We start from the raw sequence: 20,688 nt of genomic DNA on the forward strand, positions 1-20,688 counted from the left end.
CCCTCACCACACACAGGAGAAACACCGTGAGAAAGTCCCTCGCCATCGCCGCATCCGCCGCGGCGCTGCTCGCCCTCGGTCTCACCGGCTGCTCGTCCGCCGCATCCGGTACCGCCGCCGCGGGCAAGGACGTGACCTGCCCCAACGGAAAGATCAAGTTCGGAATCCTCCCCTACGAGGATCCGAGCCGCCTCGAGCCCGCCTACAAGACCCTCGCCAAGGCGCTCGAGAAGAAGCTCGACTGCCCCGTCGAGGTCGTCATCACCGAGGACTACGCGGCCGAGGTGCTCGCGATGGAGAACGGCAAGCTCGACGTGGCCGAGTTCGGCCCGCTCGGCTTCGTGTTCGCCAGCGAGCGCGCGGGGGCCGTGCCGCTCGTCTCCTTCGGCGACGCCGAGGGCAAGCCCACCACCTACACCGCGGGCATCTGGGTCAAGAAGGACTCCCCGGTCAAGACCCTCGACGACCTCAAGGGCCACACCCTGGCGCTCGGCAGCCCCGGCTCGACCTCGGGCGACGCGTTCCCGATGTCGGCGCTGAAGGACGCCGGCATCGACAAGGAGGTCCGCTCCGACTACGCCGGCGGCCACCCGGAGGCGCTCCTCGCGCTCGTCAACGGCACCGTCGACGCGGCCCAGATCAACTCGCAGACGCTCGAGAGCGCCAAGTCCGAGGGCAAGTTCGACGAGAGCAAGTTCCGCCAGGTCTGGAAGTCGAACCCGATCCCGAACGACCCGATCACCGTCCGCAGCGACGCCCCCCAGGAGTTCCAGGACGCCGTGAAGAAGGCGTTCCTCGAGCTCGACCCGAAGGACGTGGCCGAGGTCGGCAAGTTCCTCGACGTGGATCCCGCGGGCCCCATGATCGAGGTCACCAAGGAGACCTACCAGCCGCTGTTCGACCTGGCCAAGACCATGGGCCTTACCGAGAAGGACGTCTGATCCGATGACCACCGACACCGCTCGCGAGGTCCTTCTGGACGTTCGCAAGATCTCCAAGAGCTTCGGCGACCGCGTCGTGCTGCGCGACATGAGCATGCAGGTGCACGCCGGTGAGGTCGTGGCGTTCCTCGGGGCCAACGGTTCCGGGAAGTCGACCACCCTCCGAGCGGTGAACGGTCTCATCGAGGCGGACTCCGGCGACATCGAGATCTCCGGGGTCCGCCTCGCCGAGGCCAGCGGCGCGCGTCGGGCGGAGGCCCGGCGCTCCGCCGCGACCGTGTTCCAGAAGATCCACCTGGTGGGCCGCCGCACCGTGCTGCAGAACGTCTGCGCCGGCGGTTTCGCCCGCCTCGCCACCCTGCGCTCCGTCCCGCCGCTGTTCGGCGCGGAGCTCAAGGAGGAGGCGATGGCCTGCCTCGACCGCGTCGGCCTCGCCGATCGGGCCCACGACCGCGCGGGCAGCCTGTCGGGCGGTCAGCAGCAGCGCGTGGCGATCGCGCGCGCGCTCTGCCAGCGCCCCCGGATCCTGCTCGCCGACGAGCCCGTCTCGGCGCTCGATCCGCGCGCGGCGGACGACGTGATGGCCCTGCTGCACGAGCTCGCGGTCGAGGAGAACCTCGGCGTCGCCGCGGTGCTGCACCAACCCCATCTCGCCCGCAAGTACGCGCACCGCGTGATCGGGCTGCGCGACGGCAACCTGGCATTCGACGCGCCCATCGACGACATCGACGACGCGGCGCTCGCCGCCCTCTACGTGTAAGGGATCCCTCGTGACCGCAACCATCGACACCGCTGCCGACACCGGCGCCGAGCCGGGCGCCAAGTCCCCGCGCCGCCTGCCCGTCCCGCGCGACGCGAAGGCGCCCATGCGCGCCACCTCGTGGACCGTCGGGATCCTGATCCTCGTCGCCCTGCACTGGATCGCCTTCGAGAGCACCGACTTCCGCCTCGACTCGCTCGTCTCGGGCGCGCAGGGCATGGGCCGGTTCATCGCCGAGGCGTTCCCGCCCGACCTCAGCCCCGAGGTGCTCAGCGACGGCGCCCAGGGCGTGCTGCAGACCCTCTGGGTCGGCCTGCTCGGCACGACGGTCTCCGTGCCGTTCGCGCTGCTGCTCGCGGTGTTCGGTGCGCGCACCACCGCACCCAACGCCTTCGTTTACCAGGTGGCCCGCGCGATCCTGTCGTTCTTCCGCGCCGTGCCCGACATCGTGTTCGCCCTCATCTTCGTGACCGCGGTCGGCCTCGGCCCCTTCGCGGGCGTGCTCGCCCTCATCTGCCACAACACCGGCGTCATGGGCAAGCTCTGGTCGGAGGCGATGGAGGAGGTCGATCCCGGCCCCGAGCAGGCGCTCGGCACCGCCGGCGCGAACCGGTTCCAGGTCGTCGCGAACGCCACCATCCCGACGGTGCTGCCCCAGCTCGCCGGACTGCTGCTCTACCGCTTCGACGTCAACGTGCGCTCCTCGCTCGTGCTCGGCCTCGTCGGCGCCGGCGGCATCGGACTGCTCATCAACAAGTCGATCAAGACCTTCCAGTTCGACCAGATGCTCACCTACCTGATCATGGTGCTCATCCTCATCGTGGTCGTGGACCTCGCCTCGGCGTGGATCCGCAAGCGGCTCCAGTAGGGCCCGCCGTGTACGACGACGACCTGCGGCTCGCGCACGAGCTCGCCGACCTGGCCGACTCCATCGCCCTGCCGCGGTTCACCGCCGAGGGGCTTCGCAGCAGCCGGAAGCCCGACGGATCATTCGTCACCGAGGCCGACACCGCGACCGAGCGCGCGCTGCGCGACCTCCTCGCCGAACGCCGTCCCCGCGACGGGTTCCTCGGCGAGGAGACCGGGGAGTCCGACGAGACCGGTGCGCCGGGCGCCGCCCGTCGCCGGTGGATCATCGACCCCATCGACGGCACCGCCAACTACCTGCGCGGCGTGCCCAACTGGGGCGCCCTCATCGCGCTCGAGGTCGACGGGGTGCCCGTGCTCGGCGTCGTGTCGGCGCCCGCGATGGGCGCCCGCTGGTGGGCGATGACCGGCGCCGGCGCCTGGAAGCGCTCGACCGCGTCGGGCGGCGCCGGCGCGGCGGGCGAGCCCCGCCGACTGCGCGTCAGCGGGGTCGACGAGCTCGGCGACGCGTCGCTCAGCTTCCAGGGCATCGACACCTGGGAGGCCGCGGGCCGTCGCGAGCAGCTGCTCGACCTCGCCGCCCGCGTTTGGCGGGACCGCGCCTACGGCGATCTCTGGTCGTACATGCTCCTCGCCGAGGGCGCCGTCGACATCGTCTGCGAGTTCGACGTCAAGCCCTACGACATCGCCGCGATCCTGCCGATCGTGCGCGAGGCCGGCGGCTCCTGCACCGACGCCGCGGGCGAGGAATCCCACACCTCCGGCGAACTGCTCGCCACCAACGGGCGCCTGCACGCGGCCGCGCTCGCCGCCATCGCGCCGCAGGCCTGACTCCGCACGGCCCACCGCTTTCCTCCACCCGATTCACCCGCCCCTCCCTGAACCGAAGAGAGAAGATGCATCCCTCAGCCCCCTCGGCATCCCGCCGACGCTCCGGCCTCGCCGCCGGCGCGCTCCTCGCCCTGATGTCCGGCCTCGTCGTCGTACCCGCGGCCGCCCCGGCGTTCGCCGCACCCGCCCACCTCACCGAGACCTTCGAGACCGCGTCGTCGGCGCAGACCCCGCCCGCCGGCTGGCTCGTCGACCGCGTCAACACGACCGGCATGCGCGCCGGCTGGGAGGGCTGGACCTTCCACACCACCGCGGAGGTGACCAAGGAGTTCGGCAACACCGGCGACCGCGGCAGCTTCGGCAAGGCCTCCGGCATGGTCGCCGTCGTGCAGTCCGACTCCAACCGTCCCACCACGGGCAACTTCGACTCGACCCTGTGGTCGGCGCCGCTCACCATCGCCGATCGCACGGGCGCCGTCACCGTGAAGTTCGACAGCCACTACAAGCAGGGGCAGAACCCGCCCTCGCAGCTGCTCGCCCGCATCGACGGCGGCGCGCCCGTCGTGGTCAAGTCCTATGGCGCCAACGGACTGAACACGAGCGAGTCGGTCACCTTCGACGTGCCGAAGTCCGCGACCAAGGTCGAGGTCGGCTGGGCCTACCTGCAGAGCAGCAACAACTGGTTCTGGATGATCGACAACGTCGACATCGCCGAGGCGGCGCCGAAGGCCGTCGACCTCAAGATCCTGTCGGCCGCGAAGCCGCTCGCGGTCCCCGGCGCCCCGCTCGCCGTGCGCGTCGGCGGTCTGCGCGAGGGGCAGCAGCTCGTCGCCGACCTCGCCGGCACTCCCGTGACCGGGATCCCGAAGGCCGGCGCCGACGGCACCGCGAGCTTCGACGTGACCGTCCCCGCCGGATCCGCCGCCGGGGTGCGCATCCTCGCGCTCAGCGGCGACGGGATCACCCCGGCGAAGCTGCCCGTGACCGTCGTCGCGAAGGCCGCCGGGGCCGCGAACAGCACGGAACCGCAGCGCTGGTTCGACGGCATCGAATCGACCGAGCGCTGGCAGTTCCCCGCCTCCGGCTGGGAGCAGACCACGCTCGCCCAGGTCGTCGACACCTTCGGAGTGGATCGCCGCCAAGCCTTCACCCGCGCATCCGGCAGGATCGCCGTCGCCGACGCGTCGAAGGCCGCCGTCGAAAGCGTGCTGAAGACCAAGCCGATCGGGGTGACCTCGCGCGACGCGCTCGAACTGCGCTTCGACAGCCACTACCGCAAGCGCGGCGGCGCTCAGCGCGCCGCCGTCACCGCGGTGTTCGACACCGGCCAGCGCGTTGTGCTGAACGAGTGGACGACCAAGGATCAGGAATCGGCCCAGTCGCGCCTGCCGTTCACCGTGCCCGCCGGGGCCCAGTCGATGACCCTCGAGTTCGGCTTCACCGCCGACGCGGGCGCCGGATCCTGGATGATCGACGACGTCGCGATCGTGAAACCGCTCGCGGCGCTCGCCGCCGAAGCGCAGCCCGTCGCCGCGGTCGACGTGATCAGCGACATCCAGGGCGCGACCGCGCGCCTGCGCGACCAGACGCTGCCGGGGCTCCGCTCCCTCACGCCCCGGGCCGACACCATCGTCGCCAACGGCGACCTCACGAGCAACGGCACCGCGACGCAGTACGACGACTACTTCGCCGCCTTCAATGCGGGCGGCGGGAAGGACTACGCCACCCGCATCTCGACCATCGGCAACCACGAGTACTACGGATCCGACGGCGTTCCCGCCTACGTGAAGCGCTTCCTCGACAAGACGAGCATGCGCGAGGTCGGCGGCCAGGGCGGCCTCTGGGGCGAGCACCTCGTCGACGGGCAGCTGCCGCTGATCTGGCTCGGCAGCGAGGGCCACGTGTACCACGGGGGCGGAGGGCCGTTCGTCGACCTCTCCGATCAGCAGTTCACCTGGCTGAGCGAGCGCTTCGCCTACTGGAAGTCGCAGGGCAAGCCGGTGCTGCTCATGACGCACCACGTGTTCAACAACTCCGTCTCGGGCACCTACGCCAAGTTCTACCAGGGCGATTACGGCGCCGACACCGAGCGCATCGAGGCGCTGCTCGCGCAGTACTCGAACGTGACCGTGCTCACCTCGCACACCCACTGGTCGCCCGAGCTCAACGACTGGTCGGTCGAGCAGCGCTTCGACCCGAGCACCGCCGCCGGCCCGACGATCGTCAACACGGCGGCCGTGACGACCCAGTACGGCCCGAGCGGCGATTGGAACGAGACCGCGGTCGGCGGCGCCGACCCGATCGGCCTGCGCGTCGGACTCTATAAGGACCGCCTGCGCGTCACCGCCTACTACTTCGGGGCCGGCGGGGCCGCCCGGGAGGCGAAGCACATCGACGTCGCGCTGCCGGCCGAGGCCGAGCAGCCGACCGTGCCGAAGCTGACGGTGCCCGGGAGCGACGCGGGATCGCCGATCTCGGTGGAGGCCGGCGGCAGCGTCGGGATCGCCGGATCGGGCTTCGCGCCCGACGAGCAGCTCGCGCTCGAGCTGCACTCCGCACCGGTGGCCATCGGCACGGCGACCGCGGACGAGCACGGCGCGTTCTCGCAGCGCGTGACCGTGCCCGCGGACGCGCCGGCCGGCGCCCACACCATCGTGGCGGTGCGCGACGGCGAGACCGTCGCCGAAGTGCCGATCACGGTGACCCGTGCCGACACCGGTGCGGACGCGGGCGCCGACGCTGGTGCTGGTGCGAAAGGGAACGCGAGTGCGGGCGCAGGTGCGAACTCCGGTGCCAACGGGAACGCGAGCGCCGGGGCCGGAACCGGCGCTGGTGCGAACGGCAGCTCCGACGCCGGGTCGACCGGCACCGCCGATGCCGGTGCTGCCGGCGCCGACGGCGCGAATGCCGGATCCTCCGCCGGAGGAAGCGCTTCTGCCGCGGCCGAGTCCACGGGCGCTGCCTCGGGCGAGACCGGCGGATCCCTGCCCGTGACCGGCGGCCAGAACCTCGCCCTGTTCGGGATAGCGGCCGTGGTCCTGCTCGGTGCGGGCGCGGTGCTCCTGATCCTGCGCCGTCGCCGGGCGAACGGCACCGGCGCGGAGGCTCCGGGCGAGGTCGGCGCCGAATAGCGCGGCGGGTTCGCGCTCGAACGACGAGGCCCTCGACTCCACCCCTGCGGAGTCGAGGGCCTCGCTCTGTGCGCTGTGCGCTGTGCGGCTTCTGCGCACGATCCTCCGCAGGCCGAGCGGTGCCGCCTCGGCCACGGATTCGAGGAACGGTCATCCCATCGAGAGCGGGGGAAACTGTCGAGGAACCCCCGAAGTCGCGGCTCTGCGACCCGGTTCTCGTCAGTGGGCCCGGCCCTCGTGAGTCTGCCCGGCTCTCGACAGTGGGACCGGCCCTCGTGAGTCTGCCCGGCTCTCGACACCGGGACCGACTCTCGTGAGCCGGCCCGGTTCTCGTCAATCGGACCTGCTCTCGTGAGTCGCCCCGGTTCTCGTCACCGGGGCCGCCTCGGCCAAGGGCTCGAGGAACGGTCCCACTGACGAAAACAGGGGCTACTGTCGAGGAACCCCCGAAGTCCCGGCCCTGCGACCCGCCTCTCGTCAGTGGGACCGGCCCTCGTCAGTGGGACCGGCCCCTCACCAGCGGGACTGCGTCTCGTGAGTCGGCCAGGCTCTCGTCAGCGGGACTGCCACTCGTCTGCGGGACCCGCGCCCACACACCGCCCGCCCCCACCCCACGCGGAGGCCCAGCACGCCCGGCTATCGCGGGTCGAGCACGCGCCGGGTGCCGCGCACCGCGACGCCGGCCGTGAGCCCGGTGACCGAGGCGAGCAGCACGACGGTGAGCGGCAGCAGCCAGCCGCCGGTGAGCTCGTGGGCTAGGCCGAACAGGATCGGACCGAGCCCGGCCAGCAGATAGCCGACCGACTGCGCCATGCCCGACAGCGCCGACGACGCCGCGTGGCTGGCGGCGCGCTGCGCCATGAGCGTGAGGCTGATGCTCAGCGCGCTCCCGCAGGAGAATCCCGCGAGCGCGAGCCACAGTGCTGGCAGCACACCGGGCAGCAGCACGATGCCGAGCGCTCCGAGGATGCCGAGCGCGGGCGGAACGACCGGCAGCACCGGGCGCAGCCGTGTGCGGGCGAGGAACGGAGCGGCGAGCGAGCCGAGCACCCCGCAGACGTGGAACAGCATGACGTCGAGGCCCGCGACGACGGGCGGGACGGAGCGCGAGAGTTCGATCGGCGCGAGCCAGGTCGCGAACACGTAGAAGTTCCAGGACTGCATGCCCATGTAGATCGCGATCCACCAGGCGAGGTGATCGCGCCAGATCCGGCGGCCGACCCGCTCGTCGGCCGCGGTCGCTCCGGCTGCGGTGCCGGAGCCGTCGGCATCGGCGGAGCCGGAGCCGGAGCCGCGGGCCCCGCGCCCGGCGAAGATCCCGCGTCGGTGGGTCAGCCCCCAGGCGACGAGAGCGATCGGCACGACGAGGCCGCTCGCGAGCAGCGCGATGCGCCAGCCGAGCGGCTCGCCGCCGGCCGGGGCGAGGTGCGAGATCGGCACCACGAGCCCGGCCGAGATCGCGGCGGCCCCGCCGAGCAGCGCCGAGTAGACGCCCATCACGAGGGGGATCCGGGAACCGAAGTCGCGCCGGATCGTGACGGGCAGCAGGACGTTGGCGACGGCCAGCGCCGCGCCGATGAGGCAGGTGCCGAGCCACAGGTTCAGCGAGGGACCGGGCAGCGAGCGCCAGACGGTGCCCGCCGTGAGTGCGAGCAACGACCAGGCGACGGCGGCGTCGGTGCCGATCCGCGTGGCGAGCCCGTGCGCCAGCGGCGACACGAGCCCCCACGAGATCAGCGGGATCGACGCGAGGAGTCCGAGCGCGGCGGGCGTGGTGCCCTGCGAGGCCGCGATCTCGTCGAGCAGCGGCCCGACACCGGTGATCGTCATGCGCATGTTGAGCGCGACGAGGCAGACGGTGACGAAGAGCGCGATCCAGTGCCGCGGGGCGGCGCCGGCGCTCAGGCCGCCGCGGCGGTCAGACAAGCGCTCGCACGCGCACCGAGAGGCAGGTCGGGCAGCCCTCGAGCTTCTCGTACTCCGAGATCTCGACCTCGGTGACGGTGTAGCCGAAATCGCGCAGCATGGCGGCGGTGCGCGGGGCGGACGCCGAGATGATCAGCTCGCTCTCGCTCAGGCAGACGACCGCGGTGCCGTGCGGCTCGGGCACGGGCACGAAGCGCTCGAAGATCGCGGGATCGTCGACGAAATCGGGGAAGCCGATCACCGTGCCGTCGGGCAGCGCGGTGACGGCGGTCTTGAGGTGCAGCACCTTGGTGACGGGCACGGCCACGACCTTGCCGCCGAGCGGGGCGAGGATCGCGCGCAGCTGGGCGACGCCCTCGGCGTTGGTGCGGCCGCCGCGGCCGACGTAGACGGTGTCGCCGATCTTGAGCACGTCGCCGCCGTCGAGGGTGCCGGGCTCGCGGATCTCGGCGACGGGGCAGCCGAGGGCTTCGAGCGCCTTGCGGGTGCCCGCGGTCTCGGGCTTGCGGCTGTCGGCACCGGGGCGGCTGATCACGGCGACGTTGCGGAACATGACGACCGTGTCCTCGATGAACACCGAGTCGGGGCAGTCGTCGGCGGGCTCGACCTCGATGGTCTGCCAGCCGTGCGACTGAAGCGTGGCGACGTAGCCGCGCCACTGCTCTCTGGCACGCTCCAGATCGACCGCGACCTTCTCGATGTGGTCGACGATGCCGTTGTCGAGAAGGGGGCTGGGCTGGCGGACGAGTGCGATGCGCGACATAGCTGGGGTTCCTCTGCGGATGGCTCGATGGGGGATAGCTCCAGGCTATCGCCGACGGGAGCCATCGCCGTTGGAGCGGGGCCACGGAACCGGATGGGCACCGTTGCGCGGGGTGGACGCATCGCCGAGGATGAGCGGGACGAGTCAAAGGAGACGACGTGACGTTCAGCAGTCCCTACGGGGAGATCGAGATCCCGGATATTTCCATCACCGAGGCCGTGTTCGGCGGATTGACCGAGGCTGAGCTCGGGCGGGTGGCCCTGGTCGACGGGCCGAGCGGCGCCGAGACGAGCTACGCCGAGCTGCGCGGCCAGGTCCTGGCGATCGCGGGCGGCCTCGCCGCCCGCGGCATCGGGGTGGGAGACGTGGTGGCGCTGCACGCACCGAACGTGCCGGCGTTCGTCGCCGCGTTCCACGGGATCCTGCGGGCGGGAGCCGTGGTCACGCCCGTGGCGGCGCTGTCGACGGCCGAGGATCTCGCCCGGCAGCTGCAGGATTCGGGCGCGGTTCTGCTGCTTACCGTCTCGCCGCTGCTGCCGAACTCGGGGCCGGGCGCCGAGGCCGCGGGTCTCACGAGGGATCGGGTGATCGTGCTCGACGGAGCCGAGGGGTACGCGAGCCTGCGGGATCTCGCGGGAGGCGGACATGCGGCGCCCGACGTGTCGTTCGACCCGGCGACGCAGCTCGCCGTGATCCCGTACTCGTCGGGCACCACGGGACGGCCGAAGGGCGTGATGCTCACGCACCGCAACCTGGTCGCCAACGTGCTGCAGTCGAATCCGGCGATCGGGCTCGACGCGCACGATCGCGTGCTGGCGGTGCTCCCGTTCACGCACATCTACGGGCTCACGGTGCTGCTGAACCTCGCGCTGCGCGAACGGGCGACGCTCGTCACGGTACCGAAGTTCGATCTGCCGGAGTTCCTGCGGATCATCCAGGATCAGCGCACGACCGCCGTGTTCGTGGCGCCCCCGATCGCGGTGGCGCTGGCGAAGCACCCGATCGTCGCCCAGTACGATCTGTCGGCGGTCGAGTTCGTGCTGTCGGGCGCGGCCGCGCTGGACTCGAGCCTCGCGAAGGCGGTGGGGGACCGCCTCGAAACCCTCGTGCTGCAGGGGTACGGCATGACCGAGATGAGCCCGGTCTCGCACGTGATCCCGCGCGACCGCCCCGACATCGACCGCGGTTCGATCGGCGCCCTGGTCGCGAACACCGAGATGCGCATCGTCGACATCGAGACGGGGGAGGAGATCGGGCGGCCGGAAGCGGGGCGCAGCCTGCCCGGCGAGCTGCTGATCCGGGGACCCCAGGTGATGGTCGGGTACCTGAACAACGCGGAGGCGACCTCGGCGACCCTCGAGCCGGACGGGTTCCTGCACACGGGAGACATCGTCGAGATCGACGCCGACGGGCAGGTGTTCGTGGTCGACCGGCTCAAGGAGCTCATCAAGTACAAGGGGTACCAGGTGCCGCCGGCCGAGCTCGAAGCGCTGCTGCTCACGCACCCGGCGATCGCCGATGCAGCAGTCGTGGCGCTTCCGCACGAGGAGGCCGGCGAGGTGCCGAAGGCGTTCGTGGTACTGCAGGAGAACGCCTCGCTCACAGGGGAGGTGGTCATGGCCTTCGTCGCGGAGCACGTCGCGGCGCACAAGAAGGTCCGCGCGGTCGAGTTCATCGACGTGATCCCCAAGTCGAGTTCCGGCAAGATCCTGCGGAAGGACCTGCGGGTTCGGGACGCGGGGTAGCGCCGCCGCGGGTCCCGGCATAAACTTGAGTCAACTGAACTCAAGTTCGCGATGTTGCGGGTGCTCGGGTCGGCCGGCACTCGCGACATCGCGCCCGTCTGCTGAACAGAGAGGACCCAGATGCAGGCCAATTGGACGCCCGCCCAGGGCGAAGAGGGCGCGCAGAGCGCGCTCGAGCAGTTCGGCGTCAACCTCACGGAGGTCGCCCGGACCGGGGGGCTCGATCCCGTCATCGGTCGCGACGCCGAGATCCGCCGCGTGAGCCAGGTGCTCACCCGGCGCACCAAGAACAACCCCGTGCTGATCGGCGAGCCCGGCGTCGGCAAGACCGCCGTGGTCGAGGGCCTCGCCCAGCGCATCGTCGCGGGCGACGTCGCCGAGTCCCTGAAGGACAAGGAGCTGATCTCCCTCGACATCTCGGCGCTCATCGCGGGTGCGAAGTACCGCGGTGAGTTCGAGGAGCGCATGAAGGCGGTGCTGCAGGAGATCAAGGAGAGCGACGGCAAGGTCATCACCTTCATCGACGAGCTGCACACCCTCATGGGAGCTGGCGGGGGCGAGTCCTCCGTCGCGGCCTCGCAGATGCTGAAGCCCATGCTCGCCCGCGGCGAGCTGCGGCTCATCGGCGCGACGACGCTCGACGAGTACCGCGAGTACATCGAGAAGGACGCCGCGCTCGAGCGGCGCTTCCAGCAGGTCTACGTCGGCGAGCCCTCCGTCGAGGACACGGTCGCGATCCTCCGCGGCCTCAAGGAGCGCTACGAGGCGCACCACAAGGTCACGATCGCCGACTCGGCGCTCGTCGCCGCGGCCTCGCTGAGCGACCGCTACATCACATCCCGGCAGCTGCCCGACAAGGCGATCGACCTGATCGACGAGGCGGCGAGCCGCCTGCGCATGGAGATCGACTCGGCCCCGGTCGAGATCGACGAGCTGCGCCGCGCGGTCGACCGCATGAAGCTCGAGGAGCTGGCGCTCAAGAAGGAGAAGGACGAGGCGTCGAAGGAGCGCCTCGCGAAGCTGCGCGCCGATCTCGCCGTGAAGCAGGCGGATCTCGACGTGCTCGAGGCGAGGTGGGAGCGCGAGCGCGCGGCGCTGAACCGCACGGGCGAGCTGCGCGAGCAGCTCGACCGCCTGCGCATGGACGCCGAGCGCGCTCAGCGCGAGGGCAATCTCGAACGGGCGTCGAAGCTGCTCTACGGCGAGATCCCGGTGATCGAGAAGCAGCTCGCCGAGGCCGAGCGCGCCGAGCACGAGGCTGAGGCCGCCGGTGACGGCGAGCCGCCGATGGTCAACGACCAGGTCACCGACGAGGACATCGCGGGCGTGGTCGCGGCCTGGACGGGGATCCCCGTCGGACGGCTGCTGCAGGGCGAGACCGAGAAACTGCTCGCGCTCGAGAGCGAACTGGGCCGACGGCTCATCGGCCAGACCGACGCGGTGCGCGCGGTGAGCGACGCCGTGCGGCGCACCCGCGCCGGCATCGCCGACCCGAACCGGCCCACCGGCTCCTTCCTGTTCCTCGGCCCGACGGGCGTCGGCAAGACGGAGCTCGCGAAGGCACTGGCCGAGTTCCTCTTCGACGACGAGCACGCCATGGTGCGCATCGACATGAGCGAGTACGGCGAGAAGCACTCGGTATCCCGGCTGGTCGGCGCCCCTCCCGGGTACGTCGGCTACGAGCAGGGCGGTCAGCTGACCGAGGCCGTGCGACGCCGGCCGTACTCGGTGGTGCTGCTCGACGAGGTCGAGAAAGCGCACCCCGAGGTGTTCGACGTGCTGCTGCAGGTGCTCGACGACGGCCGCCTGACCGACGGACAGGGGCGCACGGTCGACTTCCGCAACGTGATCCTGATCCTCACCTCCAACCTGGGCTCGCAGTACCTCATCGATCCCGAGCTGGCGTGGGACGAGAAGGAATCGGCGGTGCGCGAGACGGTGCGCCGGGCGTTCAAGCCCGAGTTCATCAACCGGCTCGACGAGATGGTGATCTTCCGGCCGCTCTCCGAGGCGGACCTGGCGCAGATCGTCGAGCTCTCGGTCGACCGGCTGCAGGCTCGGCTCGCGCCGCGACGGCTCACGGTCGCGGTCACGCCCGAGGCCCGCACCTGGCTCGCGCAGACCGGGTACGACCCGGTCTACGGCGCGCGTCCACTGCGCCGGCTCATGCAGCACGAGATCGAGGATCGGCTCGCGCGGGCGATCCTGTCGGGCGAAGTGCGCGACGGCGGCACGGTCCGCGTCGACGTCGCCCCCGACGGCGAGTCGCTGGCGGTCGCGGCGGCGTAACCGTGGAACCGGCGGGTCACGCGGGCGCGATCACTCCTGATCGCTCCCGCGTGGCCCGTTCGTGCGCGCCGGCTCAGTAGCCGAGGCGCGACCGCAGGTCGTTGAGCGCCTGGGATGAGCGGAGCGCCGTGTCCGGGGCCACCGCGGTGATCCCCTGGGCGAGGATGTCGCCGATCAGGATCCCGGTGAGGCTTTCGGCGGTGAGCCCCGTGGGCGTGAGCGGGGCGTGCAGGGTGACGGCGACTCCTTGGGTCAACCGGTCCTGCAGGTGGTCGGTGACCAGGATCACGTGGGCGCCGACCAGTTGCGCATGATCGAGCATGGCCTCGATATCTCGCGTCTTCCGGCCAGGGGCGAAGATCACCACCGCGTCGTTCGGCGCGAGGTGGAGCAGGTCGTCGGCGAGGCGGAAGCCGTCGGACCCGAGGCGCTTCGTGGGGACTCCGATGCGACCGAGCCGGGTGGCCAGATGGTCGGCCGCCGATCCCGACGCACCGAGTCCGTAGCAGTAGACGGTGCGGGCGTGGATCAGGAGATTGATCGCCTCGGAGAAGACTTCGTCGTCGTTCGCCGCAGTGCCGAGCTCGACGAGGGCCTGCGCCTCGCTCCAGATCTCCTGCTGAATCCGACCCAGGTCCTTGCCCATGTGCTCGATCCGCTGGCGCAACCGGACATCCGGCGCGACGTTCGTGGTGAGCGGCGCGGCGATCTCCTGCTTGAGCGCGGAGAGCCCCGAATAGCCGAGCGACTGCAGAGTACGGACCACGGTGGCGTTCGAAGTGCCGCTCTGCTGGCCCAGTTCGGCGGCGCTCGAGTAGAGCAGCCGTTCGGCCGAGGTCGAGCTGAGCACCTGGCAGACGGCGCGCTCGGCTCGGGAGAGCTCGTCCCAGGAGTGGGCGATGCGTTCGCGAAGGAGCTGGATCGACGGGTTGGTTGTATCGCTTGTTACAAAAGCGTTCATATGTGTATGATCCTGTTCCAGTAGGAGTGAATCTGTAACAGATGATCCAACACTAGCCGAGAATCGCCATCGAGAGCCGAGGTAGCAACGTGAGCAGGTCCGAGATCCCCGTCGTCGAGGTGAGCGGTGCGCCCCGGGAGCGAGGCCGGCAGTACGGAGAAGCCGCCCGCGACCTGATCGCCACGGCGATCGGCTACTACTCGGCGGCCCTCGGCGCGCAGACGGGGCTCGGATGGGGCGCGATCAGTCGCTCGGTGCGCACCTGGCTGCCGATCTCCGAAGAGCTCGCCCCGCACCTCGTCGAGGAGATGCGCGGTATCGCCGAGGGGGCCGGAGTCGGCTTCGACGAGATCCTGGCCCTCAATCTGCGCGGCGAGTTCGTGCACAATCACCGCGCTCAGCGCGCGGGGCAGCCGAAGGCCGCCGACGCCGCGACCATCGATGAGGACGACCGCGGCTCGGTCGACGGCTGCACGTCGTTCTTCCTGACGGGTGCCGCGAGCGGAACGGGCGACACGCTCGTCGGGCAGAACTGGGACTGGCGCACGCTCACCGCCGAGACGACCATGGCCATCCGTGTGGTCCAGGATCCGCTGCCGACCGTCGTGATGCAGGTCGAAGCCGGGCAGGTCGGACGCCACGGGGCGAACTCGAGCGGGATCGCGCTCAACGCCAACGGGCTCGGGGGGACCTTCGATTCCACGATCGGGCTTCCGCAGACGCTCATCCGTCGACTCGTGCTCGACAGCGCGGACATCGCATCCGCGCTGAAGGTGCTCGTGAAGACCCGGCCCCACATCGCGAGCAACGCCCTGCTCGCGCATCGCAGCGGCTTCGGCATCGACCTCGAGACCACTCCGCACGGGGTCGATTGGGTCTACCCCGACGAATCCGGGATGATCGCGCACACGAACCACTACCAGGCCGCGGTCCCCCCGCAGCTCGCGGGCCGGTACCGGCCCGCGTCGTCGGACTCCCTGCTCAGGCTTCCCCGGGTGTCCGCGGGCCTGCGCCGCGTCGCCTCCGCGACGAGCGCCGCGGAGAGCCGCGAGGCCGTGCGTGCGGCGATGTCCGACCACCTCGGTTTCCCCGAAGGGGTCTGCACGCATCCGGTCGAGGGTGCGGATCCGCTCAAGCAGTGGTCGACGCTGCTCTCGAGCTGCGTCAACCTGTCGACCGGGCAGTACCACGTCGCCGCCGGATATCCGTGCGAGACGCCGTACACGGAGCTGCCCTGGAACCTGTACGACGGACCCGGCTCGCCGAGCTGAGCCGCCGACCACACTGAATCACGCGCAAGGAGGCGTACGAGGATGAAGATCAAGCACTCGCGATGGCGGACGGCCGCCGTCGCAGGAGCCGCCGTGATGGCACTTATGATCACCGGCTGTTCCGGAGGCGGGAGCGGCGAAACGACGGCGGGGATCGACGTGCCCTTCGGGCCGACGACGCCGAAGGCCGCGGGAGGCCTCGATACGGTGACCTGGATGCTGCCGGGGGAGCCCACCACGCTGGACGCGGACATCGACGCGACGACGCCCGACGACATGATCCTTGCGAACACCTGCGACCGGCTCATGCAGCTCCAACCCGACCTCTCTCTCGGAAACGGCATCGCGTCCGCCGCGGAGTGGGTCGACGACACGCATCTGCGCCTCACGATCCGCCAGGATGCGACCTTCCACGACGGCAGCCGGGTCACGACTGCGGACGTGCTCTGGAGCATGCAGCGTCACGCCGCCGAAGGCGCGGCGGAGTCGGACGAGTACGCGAAGGTGGTGAAGATCGAGCAGTCCGGAGCCGACACCATCGTCGTCACCACGACCCAGCCGGACGCGATCTTCCTCCAGGCGATGGCCGGCGACGGCGGCATCGTCTGGAATCCGCGGGTCATCACGGCGGAGGGCAGCAAGTTCGGGAGCCCCGGATCGGCCTCGGCATGCGGCGGCCCCTATCGGGTCGAGGAATGGAAGCCCGGATCCCAGGTGACCCTCGTACGCAATGACGAGTACTGGCAGAAGGACCGCGTCGGCAAGGTCGAGCGGGCGGTGCTTCGCTGGGCCGATGAGGCCGCGACGGTGAACAGTCTCACCGCGGGCGAGGTGCAGGGCGCCTATTTCGAGAACCCCGCCGCGGCGAGGCCGTTCGTGAGCAGCGCGGACAACGCGGTCTTCCAAGGGCCCGCGACGAACGCGTGGGTCGCCGAGGCCACACCCAGAGGCGCGCTCTCGGACGTGCGGCTCCGCCAGGCGCTTTCGCTTGCGATCAACCGGGAGGGCATCGCCCAGGCGGCGTTCAGCGGTCTGGCGCAGGCCTGGAAGACCCCGGTCGGCTCCGGCGCATGGGGATACGAGAAGGACGAGTTCCAGGCCGCCTACGACCGGCTCGAGGGGGCACCCGCGAAGCCCGCCGATGCGGACATCGAACGGGCGAAGCAGCTGGTTGCCGAGGCCGGCGTCCCCTCCGAGCCGCTCGTCATCGCCTCGAACGGCACCCCGGTCCACAACGTGATCGCCAACGCCCTCGTCGACGCCGCGAAGAAGATCGGCCTCTCCGCGAAGATCCTCGCGGTACCCGAGGTGCAGTACGGCGACTTCTACAACGACGAGAAGCTGCGGGATTCGGCGGACCTCTGGCCGGACGTCTACTACATCTCGAAGTCCGACCCGCTCGGCTTCTACAAGAACGGCAGGTCCGACTCATCACGCAATTTCGTCGCGTACGACGATCCGGCGTACGACGCCGGGGTCGATGCGGCATACGCCGCGACCGACGACGCACGGCGCGCGAAGCTCACCATCGAGCTCGAGAAGAAATGGGTCGAGAACGCGATCTGGCTCCCCGTCGTCGCCACGCCCGCCACGCTCGTGATGTCGAAGCGGGTCACCGGAGCTCCGGCCTCGGCGTCCTACCTCTACTACCCTTGGCTCGCCGACCTCGGCTCGGCGAAGGGATAGCCTCCGATGAATCGCGCTCTGCGCAAGCTCGGCGGCATGCTGCTGACCCTCGTGATCGCGTCGTTCGTGATCTTCGCGGCGATGTACGCCGCACCCGGTGACCCCGTGACCTTCCTCATCGGCAGCGCGGAGGACGTGACGCCGGAGCGCATCGCCGCGGTGCGCACGCAGTACCACCTGGACGAGCCATTGCTCGCGCAGTACTGGCACTGGGCCTCCGGGGCGATCACCGGGGACCTGGGCGAATCGTTCAAGTACCATCAGCCGGTAGCGATGATCCTCGCTTCCCGGATTCCCGTGACGCTCGGGCTCGTGGGCTACGCGGCCGTGCTGATCTGCGTGATCGGCGTCGGGCTCGGCGTGGTCGCCGCGGTGCGGCGCAAGCGCCTGGCGGACACCGTGATCGTCGGCGGGACGACGCTGGCGGCGAGCATTCCCAGCTTCGTGCTCGGTATCGCTCTCGCCGCGCTCTTCGCCGTGCAGCTGCGATGGTTCCCCGTCGCGGGAGCCGGGGCAGGCGGTTTCGAGCGGCTGCACGCGCTCACCCTGCCGGCGGTCACTCTGTCGCTCGGTGCGCTCGCGATCATCAGCCGGGTCACCCGGCAGTCGATGGTGGAGCAATACGAGTCCGAGCACGTCGAGGCCGCGCGTGCGACCGGGTTGTCCGAGCGGTTCGTCGTGCGGGATCACGTCCTCCGCGGTTCCTGGGGGCCGATCATCACGATGATCGCGCTGGTCATCGCCAGCATGATCGCCGGGACGGTGGCCGTCGAGACCGTGTTCGGTCTGTCCGGTGTGGGGTCGCTGCTCGTCGAGGCCATCAACACCCATGACTTCCCCGTCGTGCAGGCCGTCCTCCTCTTCATGGTGGTGGCCTACATGATCGTGACCACGATCGTCGACGTCTGCCTGCCGCTCCTCGACCCGCGCATCGCCGAAGGGACGGTCGTCGCATGACTCTGCTGCTCGCACCGCGAATCCGCGCCCGGACGCGCCGCACGACTTCCCTCGGGGTCTGGATCGCGGCCGCATTCCTCGCCCTCACGGCGCTCGCCGCCGTCGCCGGTCCGTTCCTCGCGCCCTATGACGTCGATGAGATCGACTTCGCCGCGGTCTGGGCGGGGCCGAGCCCCGCGCACCTGTTCGGAACCGATCAACTGGGTCGGGACCTCTTCTCGCGAATGCTCATCGGTGCGGGTGAGACGCTCGTCGGCCCGGTGGTGCTCCTCCTGCTCGCCACGGCGCTCGGCGTCGCCATCGGTGTCGTCGCCGCGTGGCGCGGAGGGTGGGTCGACACGGTCCTCGCCCGGCTGACGGACGTGATGTTCGCCTTCCCCGGCCTGCTCTTCGTCGTGCTCGTCATCGCGGTCTTCGGGAAGGGGCGCTGGACCGCAGTGCTCGCCCTCGCGCTCGCGTACGCTCCGGTGATCGCCAAGTACACCAGGAGCCTGGCGCTCAGCGAGATCGCACGCCCCTACATCGACGCCTATCGCGCGCAGGGACTCGGGGGAGCCGAGATCTGCCTCCGGGGCGTGATCCCGAATCTGCTGCCGTCCCTGGTCGGCTTCCTGGTCGTCCAGTTCGGCGAAGTGCTGATGAGCCTGGCCACACTGAGCTATCTGGGCTTCGGCGCGCAACCGCCGAGTTCTGAGTGGGGGCTGATGGTGCAGGAGGGGCAGGCCGGCATCGTGCAGGGCCAGTTCCTCCCGACGCTGGTGCCGGGGGCGGCGATCGCGCTCGTGGTGGTCGCGGTGAACATCGTCGGCGTGCGCGTCGCCGACCGACTGCAGGCGAAGGGATAACCGGCCATGCTCATGGAGATACGTGATCTGCGGCTCGCTTTCGAACAGCAGGGCGCACCGGCTCCGATCCTGAAGGGGGTGGACCTGGAGGTCGACCGTGGCGAGCTGGTCGCGCTCGTCGGAGAATCGGGCTCGGGCAAGTCGACGACCGTGCGGGCGGCGCTGCGCCTCTACGGCGATGAGGCCGAGCTCGCGGGGAGCATCAGGATCGATGGCACCGAGATGATCGGTGCGAGCGCGGCGGAGATCCGGGCGGTCCGGTCGGGAAAGGCCGCCCTCATCCAGCAGGATCCGCGCGCGGCGTTGAACCCCGTTCGGCGCATCGGGGAATCCCTGGCAGAGCGCCTCGTCCGGGTGCACGGTTGGGCCCCGTCCCGGGCGCGCACGCGGATCGTCGAGCTCCTCGGCGCGGTCGGGATCTCGCAGCCCGAGCTACGGGTCAGCCAGTATCCGCACGAGCTGTCCGGCGGGATGCTGCAGCGGGTCGTCATCGCGGGAGCGCTGAGCACGGACCCCGCCCTGATCCTCGCGGACGAGGCCACGAGCGCCCTCGACGTCACGACGCAGGCGGAGGTGCTGGCGATCTTCCGGCGGCAGATCCGTGAGCGGGGGCTCGGCATGCTGTTCATCACCCACGACCTCCACCTCGCTGCGGCGGTCTGCGATCGCATCCATGTGCTCCGTCAGGGCGAGATCGTCGAAGTGCTCAGCCGGCCCGACCTCTTCGGGGGAGCGGAGCACCCCTATACCCGCGCGCTGATCGACACGGCGCCCGTCATGAAGCGGAGGAACGGATCATGAGTCTGGTCGAAGTCGAGGGTCTGAACCGGACCTTCCGGGCGAAGCGAGGCGGGACGCCGGTCGTCGCGGTCGACGATGTCGGATTTCGCATCGCCGCAGGGGAGGCCCTGGGTCTGGTCGGCGAGTCCGGGTCGGGGAAGTCCACGATCGCGCGGATCCTGATGGGGCTGGAACGAGCGGACTCCGGCCGTGTCGAGATCGACGGAGTGGACCGGCTCGCTCGATCGCGCGGTCGGACGGAACGGCTCGCCCGAGCGCGAAGCGTGCAGATGGTCTTCCAGGATCCGAACGGGACCCTCGATCGTCACCTGACGGTGGGCGAGACGCTTCGGCGCGCGCTGGTGGCGCATCGGATGCTGCCGAGCCGCTCGGCGGTCTCGGCCCGGGTGGGCGAACTCCTCGACCGTGTCCGGTTGACGGAGCGCCACGGCCGGGCGAAACCCCATGAACTGTCGGGCGGGCAACGGCAGCGGATCGCGATCGCGCGAGCTCTCGCGCTCGAGCCGCGCCTCGTCGTGCTCGACGAGGCGGTGTCCGCGCTCGACGTCTCGGTTCAGGCGCAGGTGCTCGATCTGCTCGCCGAGATCCAACGGGACTCGGGGGTCGGGTATCTGTTCGTGAGTCACGACCTGGCGGTGATCCAGCAGCTGTGCCAGCGCTCGCTGGTGCTGTTCCGAGGTCGCGTGGTGGAGCAGGGGGAGACCGATCGGGTGTTCGCGGCGCCTGAACATCCCTACACCCGGCTGCTCGTCGCCTCGACCCCGGGACCCGGGTGGGACCCCGAACGCGTGGTCGAGGCGCGCCTGAGCTTCACGCAGCGCATGACGTTGCCCGGGTAGACGGGTATCGAACCGATCGAGCTCAAATGCTTGACGTCTAAACCGGGTCGGAATTCGAGTTAGGGTATTCGTAAC

The 20,688-nt window shown here is 70.4% G+C and carries 16 protein-coding genes; 13 read left to right on the forward strand and 3 right to left on the reverse strand.

What is annotated here, in order from left to right; genetic code table 11:
* Nucleotides 1-26: 26 nt before the first annotated feature.
* The 5 genes from BMH31_RS08565 to BMH31_RS08585 all read left to right on the forward strand — a co-directional run bounded on the left by BMH31_RS08565 (nucleotide 27) and on the right by BMH31_RS08585 (nucleotide 6,530).
* The gene (locus BMH31_RS08565; protein WP_099723385.1) at nucleotides 27-941 is read left to right on the forward strand and encodes a phosphate/phosphite/phosphonate ABC transporter substrate-binding protein; all 915 of its coding nucleotides are present in this window, start codon (nucleotides 27-29) and stop codon (nucleotides 939-941) included.
* Between the two features lie 4 nt (nucleotides 942-945).
* On the forward strand, nucleotides 946-1,701 hold the full coding sequence (locus BMH31_RS08570) for an ATP-binding cassette domain-containing protein (RefSeq protein ID WP_099723384.1): 756 nt from the start codon (nucleotides 946-948) through the stop codon (nucleotides 1,699-1,701).
* Nucleotides 1,702-1,711: 10 nt separating this feature from the next.
* Nucleotides 1,712-2,569: a phosphonate ABC transporter, permease protein PhnE gene (gene phnE, locus BMH31_RS08575; RefSeq protein WP_241898201.1), complete on the forward strand. Its 858-nt coding sequence runs from the start codon at nucleotides 1,712-1,714 to the stop codon at nucleotides 2,567-2,569.
* Nucleotides 2,570-2,577: 8 nt separating this feature from the next.
* Nucleotides 2,578-3,399 carry an inositol monophosphatase family protein gene (locus BMH31_RS08580; RefSeq protein WP_199068259.1) on the forward strand — a complete coding sequence of 274 codons (822 nt, stop codon included), beginning with the start codon at nucleotides 2,578-2,580 and terminating at the stop codon, nucleotides 3,397-3,399.
* Nucleotides 3,400-3,464: 65 nt separating this feature from the next.
* Nucleotides 3,465-6,530 (forward strand): metallophosphoesterase, encoded by a 3,066-nt coding sequence (locus tag BMH31_RS08585; protein WP_099723382.1) that lies wholly within the window; start codon nucleotides 3,465-3,467, stop codon nucleotides 6,528-6,530.
* A gap of 636 nt (nucleotides 6,531-7,166) precedes the next feature.
* On the opposite strand, the gene BMH31_RS08590 is transcribed toward BMH31_RS08585, so the two are convergent.
* Nucleotides 7,167-8,456: an MFS transporter gene (locus tag BMH31_RS08590; RefSeq protein WP_099723381.1), complete on the reverse strand. Its 1,290-nt coding sequence runs from the start codon at nucleotides 8,454-8,456 to the stop codon at nucleotides 7,167-7,169.
* Entirely contained in the window at nucleotides 8,449-9,219 is a 771-nt protein-coding gene (ddaH, locus tag BMH31_RS08595; RefSeq protein WP_099723380.1) for a dimethylargininase, read from the reverse strand. The genes BMH31_RS08590 and ddaH overlap by 8 nt, the downstream gene beginning before the upstream one ends.
* A 158-nt stretch (nucleotides 9,220-9,377) precedes the next feature.
* Between ddaH and BMH31_RS08600 the strand changes: the two genes are divergently transcribed.
* A complete protein-coding gene (locus tag BMH31_RS08600; protein ID WP_099723379.1) occupies nucleotides 9,378-10,964 on the forward strand; it encodes an AMP-binding protein in 1,587 nt (528 codons plus the stop codon).
* 120 nt (nucleotides 10,965-11,084) lie between these two features.
* On the forward strand, nucleotides 11,085-13,253 hold the full coding sequence (locus BMH31_RS08605) for an AAA family ATPase (RefSeq protein WP_099723378.1): 2,169 nt from the start codon (nucleotides 11,085-11,087) through the stop codon (nucleotides 13,251-13,253).
* Nucleotides 13,254-13,326: 73 nt separating this feature from the next.
* On the opposite strand, the gene BMH31_RS08610 is transcribed toward BMH31_RS08605, so the two are convergent.
* Entirely contained in the window at nucleotides 13,327-14,214 is an 888-nt protein-coding gene (locus tag BMH31_RS08610; RefSeq protein WP_099723377.1) for a MurR/RpiR family transcriptional regulator, read from the reverse strand.
* A gap of 89 nt (nucleotides 14,215-14,303) precedes the next feature.
* On the opposite strand from BMH31_RS08610, the gene BMH31_RS08615 reads away from it, so the two are divergent.
* The 6 genes from BMH31_RS08615 to BMH31_RS08640 all read left to right on the forward strand — a co-directional run bounded on the left by BMH31_RS08615 (nucleotide 14,304) and on the right by BMH31_RS08640 (nucleotide 20,613).
* Complete coding sequence (locus BMH31_RS08615; RefSeq protein ID WP_099723376.1) at nucleotides 14,304-15,485, forward strand: C45 family peptidase; 1,182 nt, start codon at nucleotides 14,304-14,306, stop codon at nucleotides 15,483-15,485.
* A gap of 96 nt (nucleotides 15,486-15,581) precedes the next feature.
* Nucleotides 15,582-17,171 carry an ABC transporter substrate-binding protein gene (locus BMH31_RS08620; RefSeq protein ID WP_241898202.1) on the forward strand — a complete coding sequence of 530 codons (1,590 nt, stop codon included), beginning with the start codon at nucleotides 15,582-15,584 and terminating at the stop codon, nucleotides 17,169-17,171.
* A 6-nt stretch (nucleotides 17,172-17,177) separates the two neighbouring features.
* Complete coding sequence (locus tag BMH31_RS08625) at nucleotides 17,178-18,128, forward strand: ABC transporter permease (protein WP_099723374.1); 951 nt, start codon at nucleotides 17,178-17,180, stop codon at nucleotides 18,126-18,128.
* Nucleotides 18,125-18,973: an ABC transporter permease gene (locus tag BMH31_RS08630; protein ID WP_099723373.1), complete on the forward strand. Its 849-nt coding sequence runs from the start codon at nucleotides 18,125-18,127 to the stop codon at nucleotides 18,971-18,973. The genes BMH31_RS08625 and BMH31_RS08630 overlap by 4 nt, the downstream gene beginning before the upstream one ends.
* Nucleotides 18,974-18,985: 12 nt before the next feature.
* Nucleotides 18,986-19,774, forward strand: a complete 789-nt coding sequence (locus tag BMH31_RS08635) for an ABC transporter ATP-binding protein (protein WP_158234911.1) — start codon at nucleotides 18,986-18,988, stop codon at nucleotides 19,772-19,774.
* Nucleotides 19,771-20,613: an ATP-binding cassette domain-containing protein gene (locus BMH31_RS08640; RefSeq protein WP_099723371.1), complete on the forward strand. Its 843-nt coding sequence runs from the start codon at nucleotides 19,771-19,773 to the stop codon at nucleotides 20,611-20,613. The genes BMH31_RS08635 and BMH31_RS08640 overlap by 4 nt, the downstream gene beginning before the upstream one ends.
* Nucleotides 20,614-20,688: the final 75 nt, after the last annotated feature.

The organism is Leucobacter sp. OLIS6, assembly GCF_002752355.1.
Taxonomy (GTDB): Bacteria; Actinomycetota; Actinomycetes; order Actinomycetales; family Microbacteriaceae; genus Leucobacter.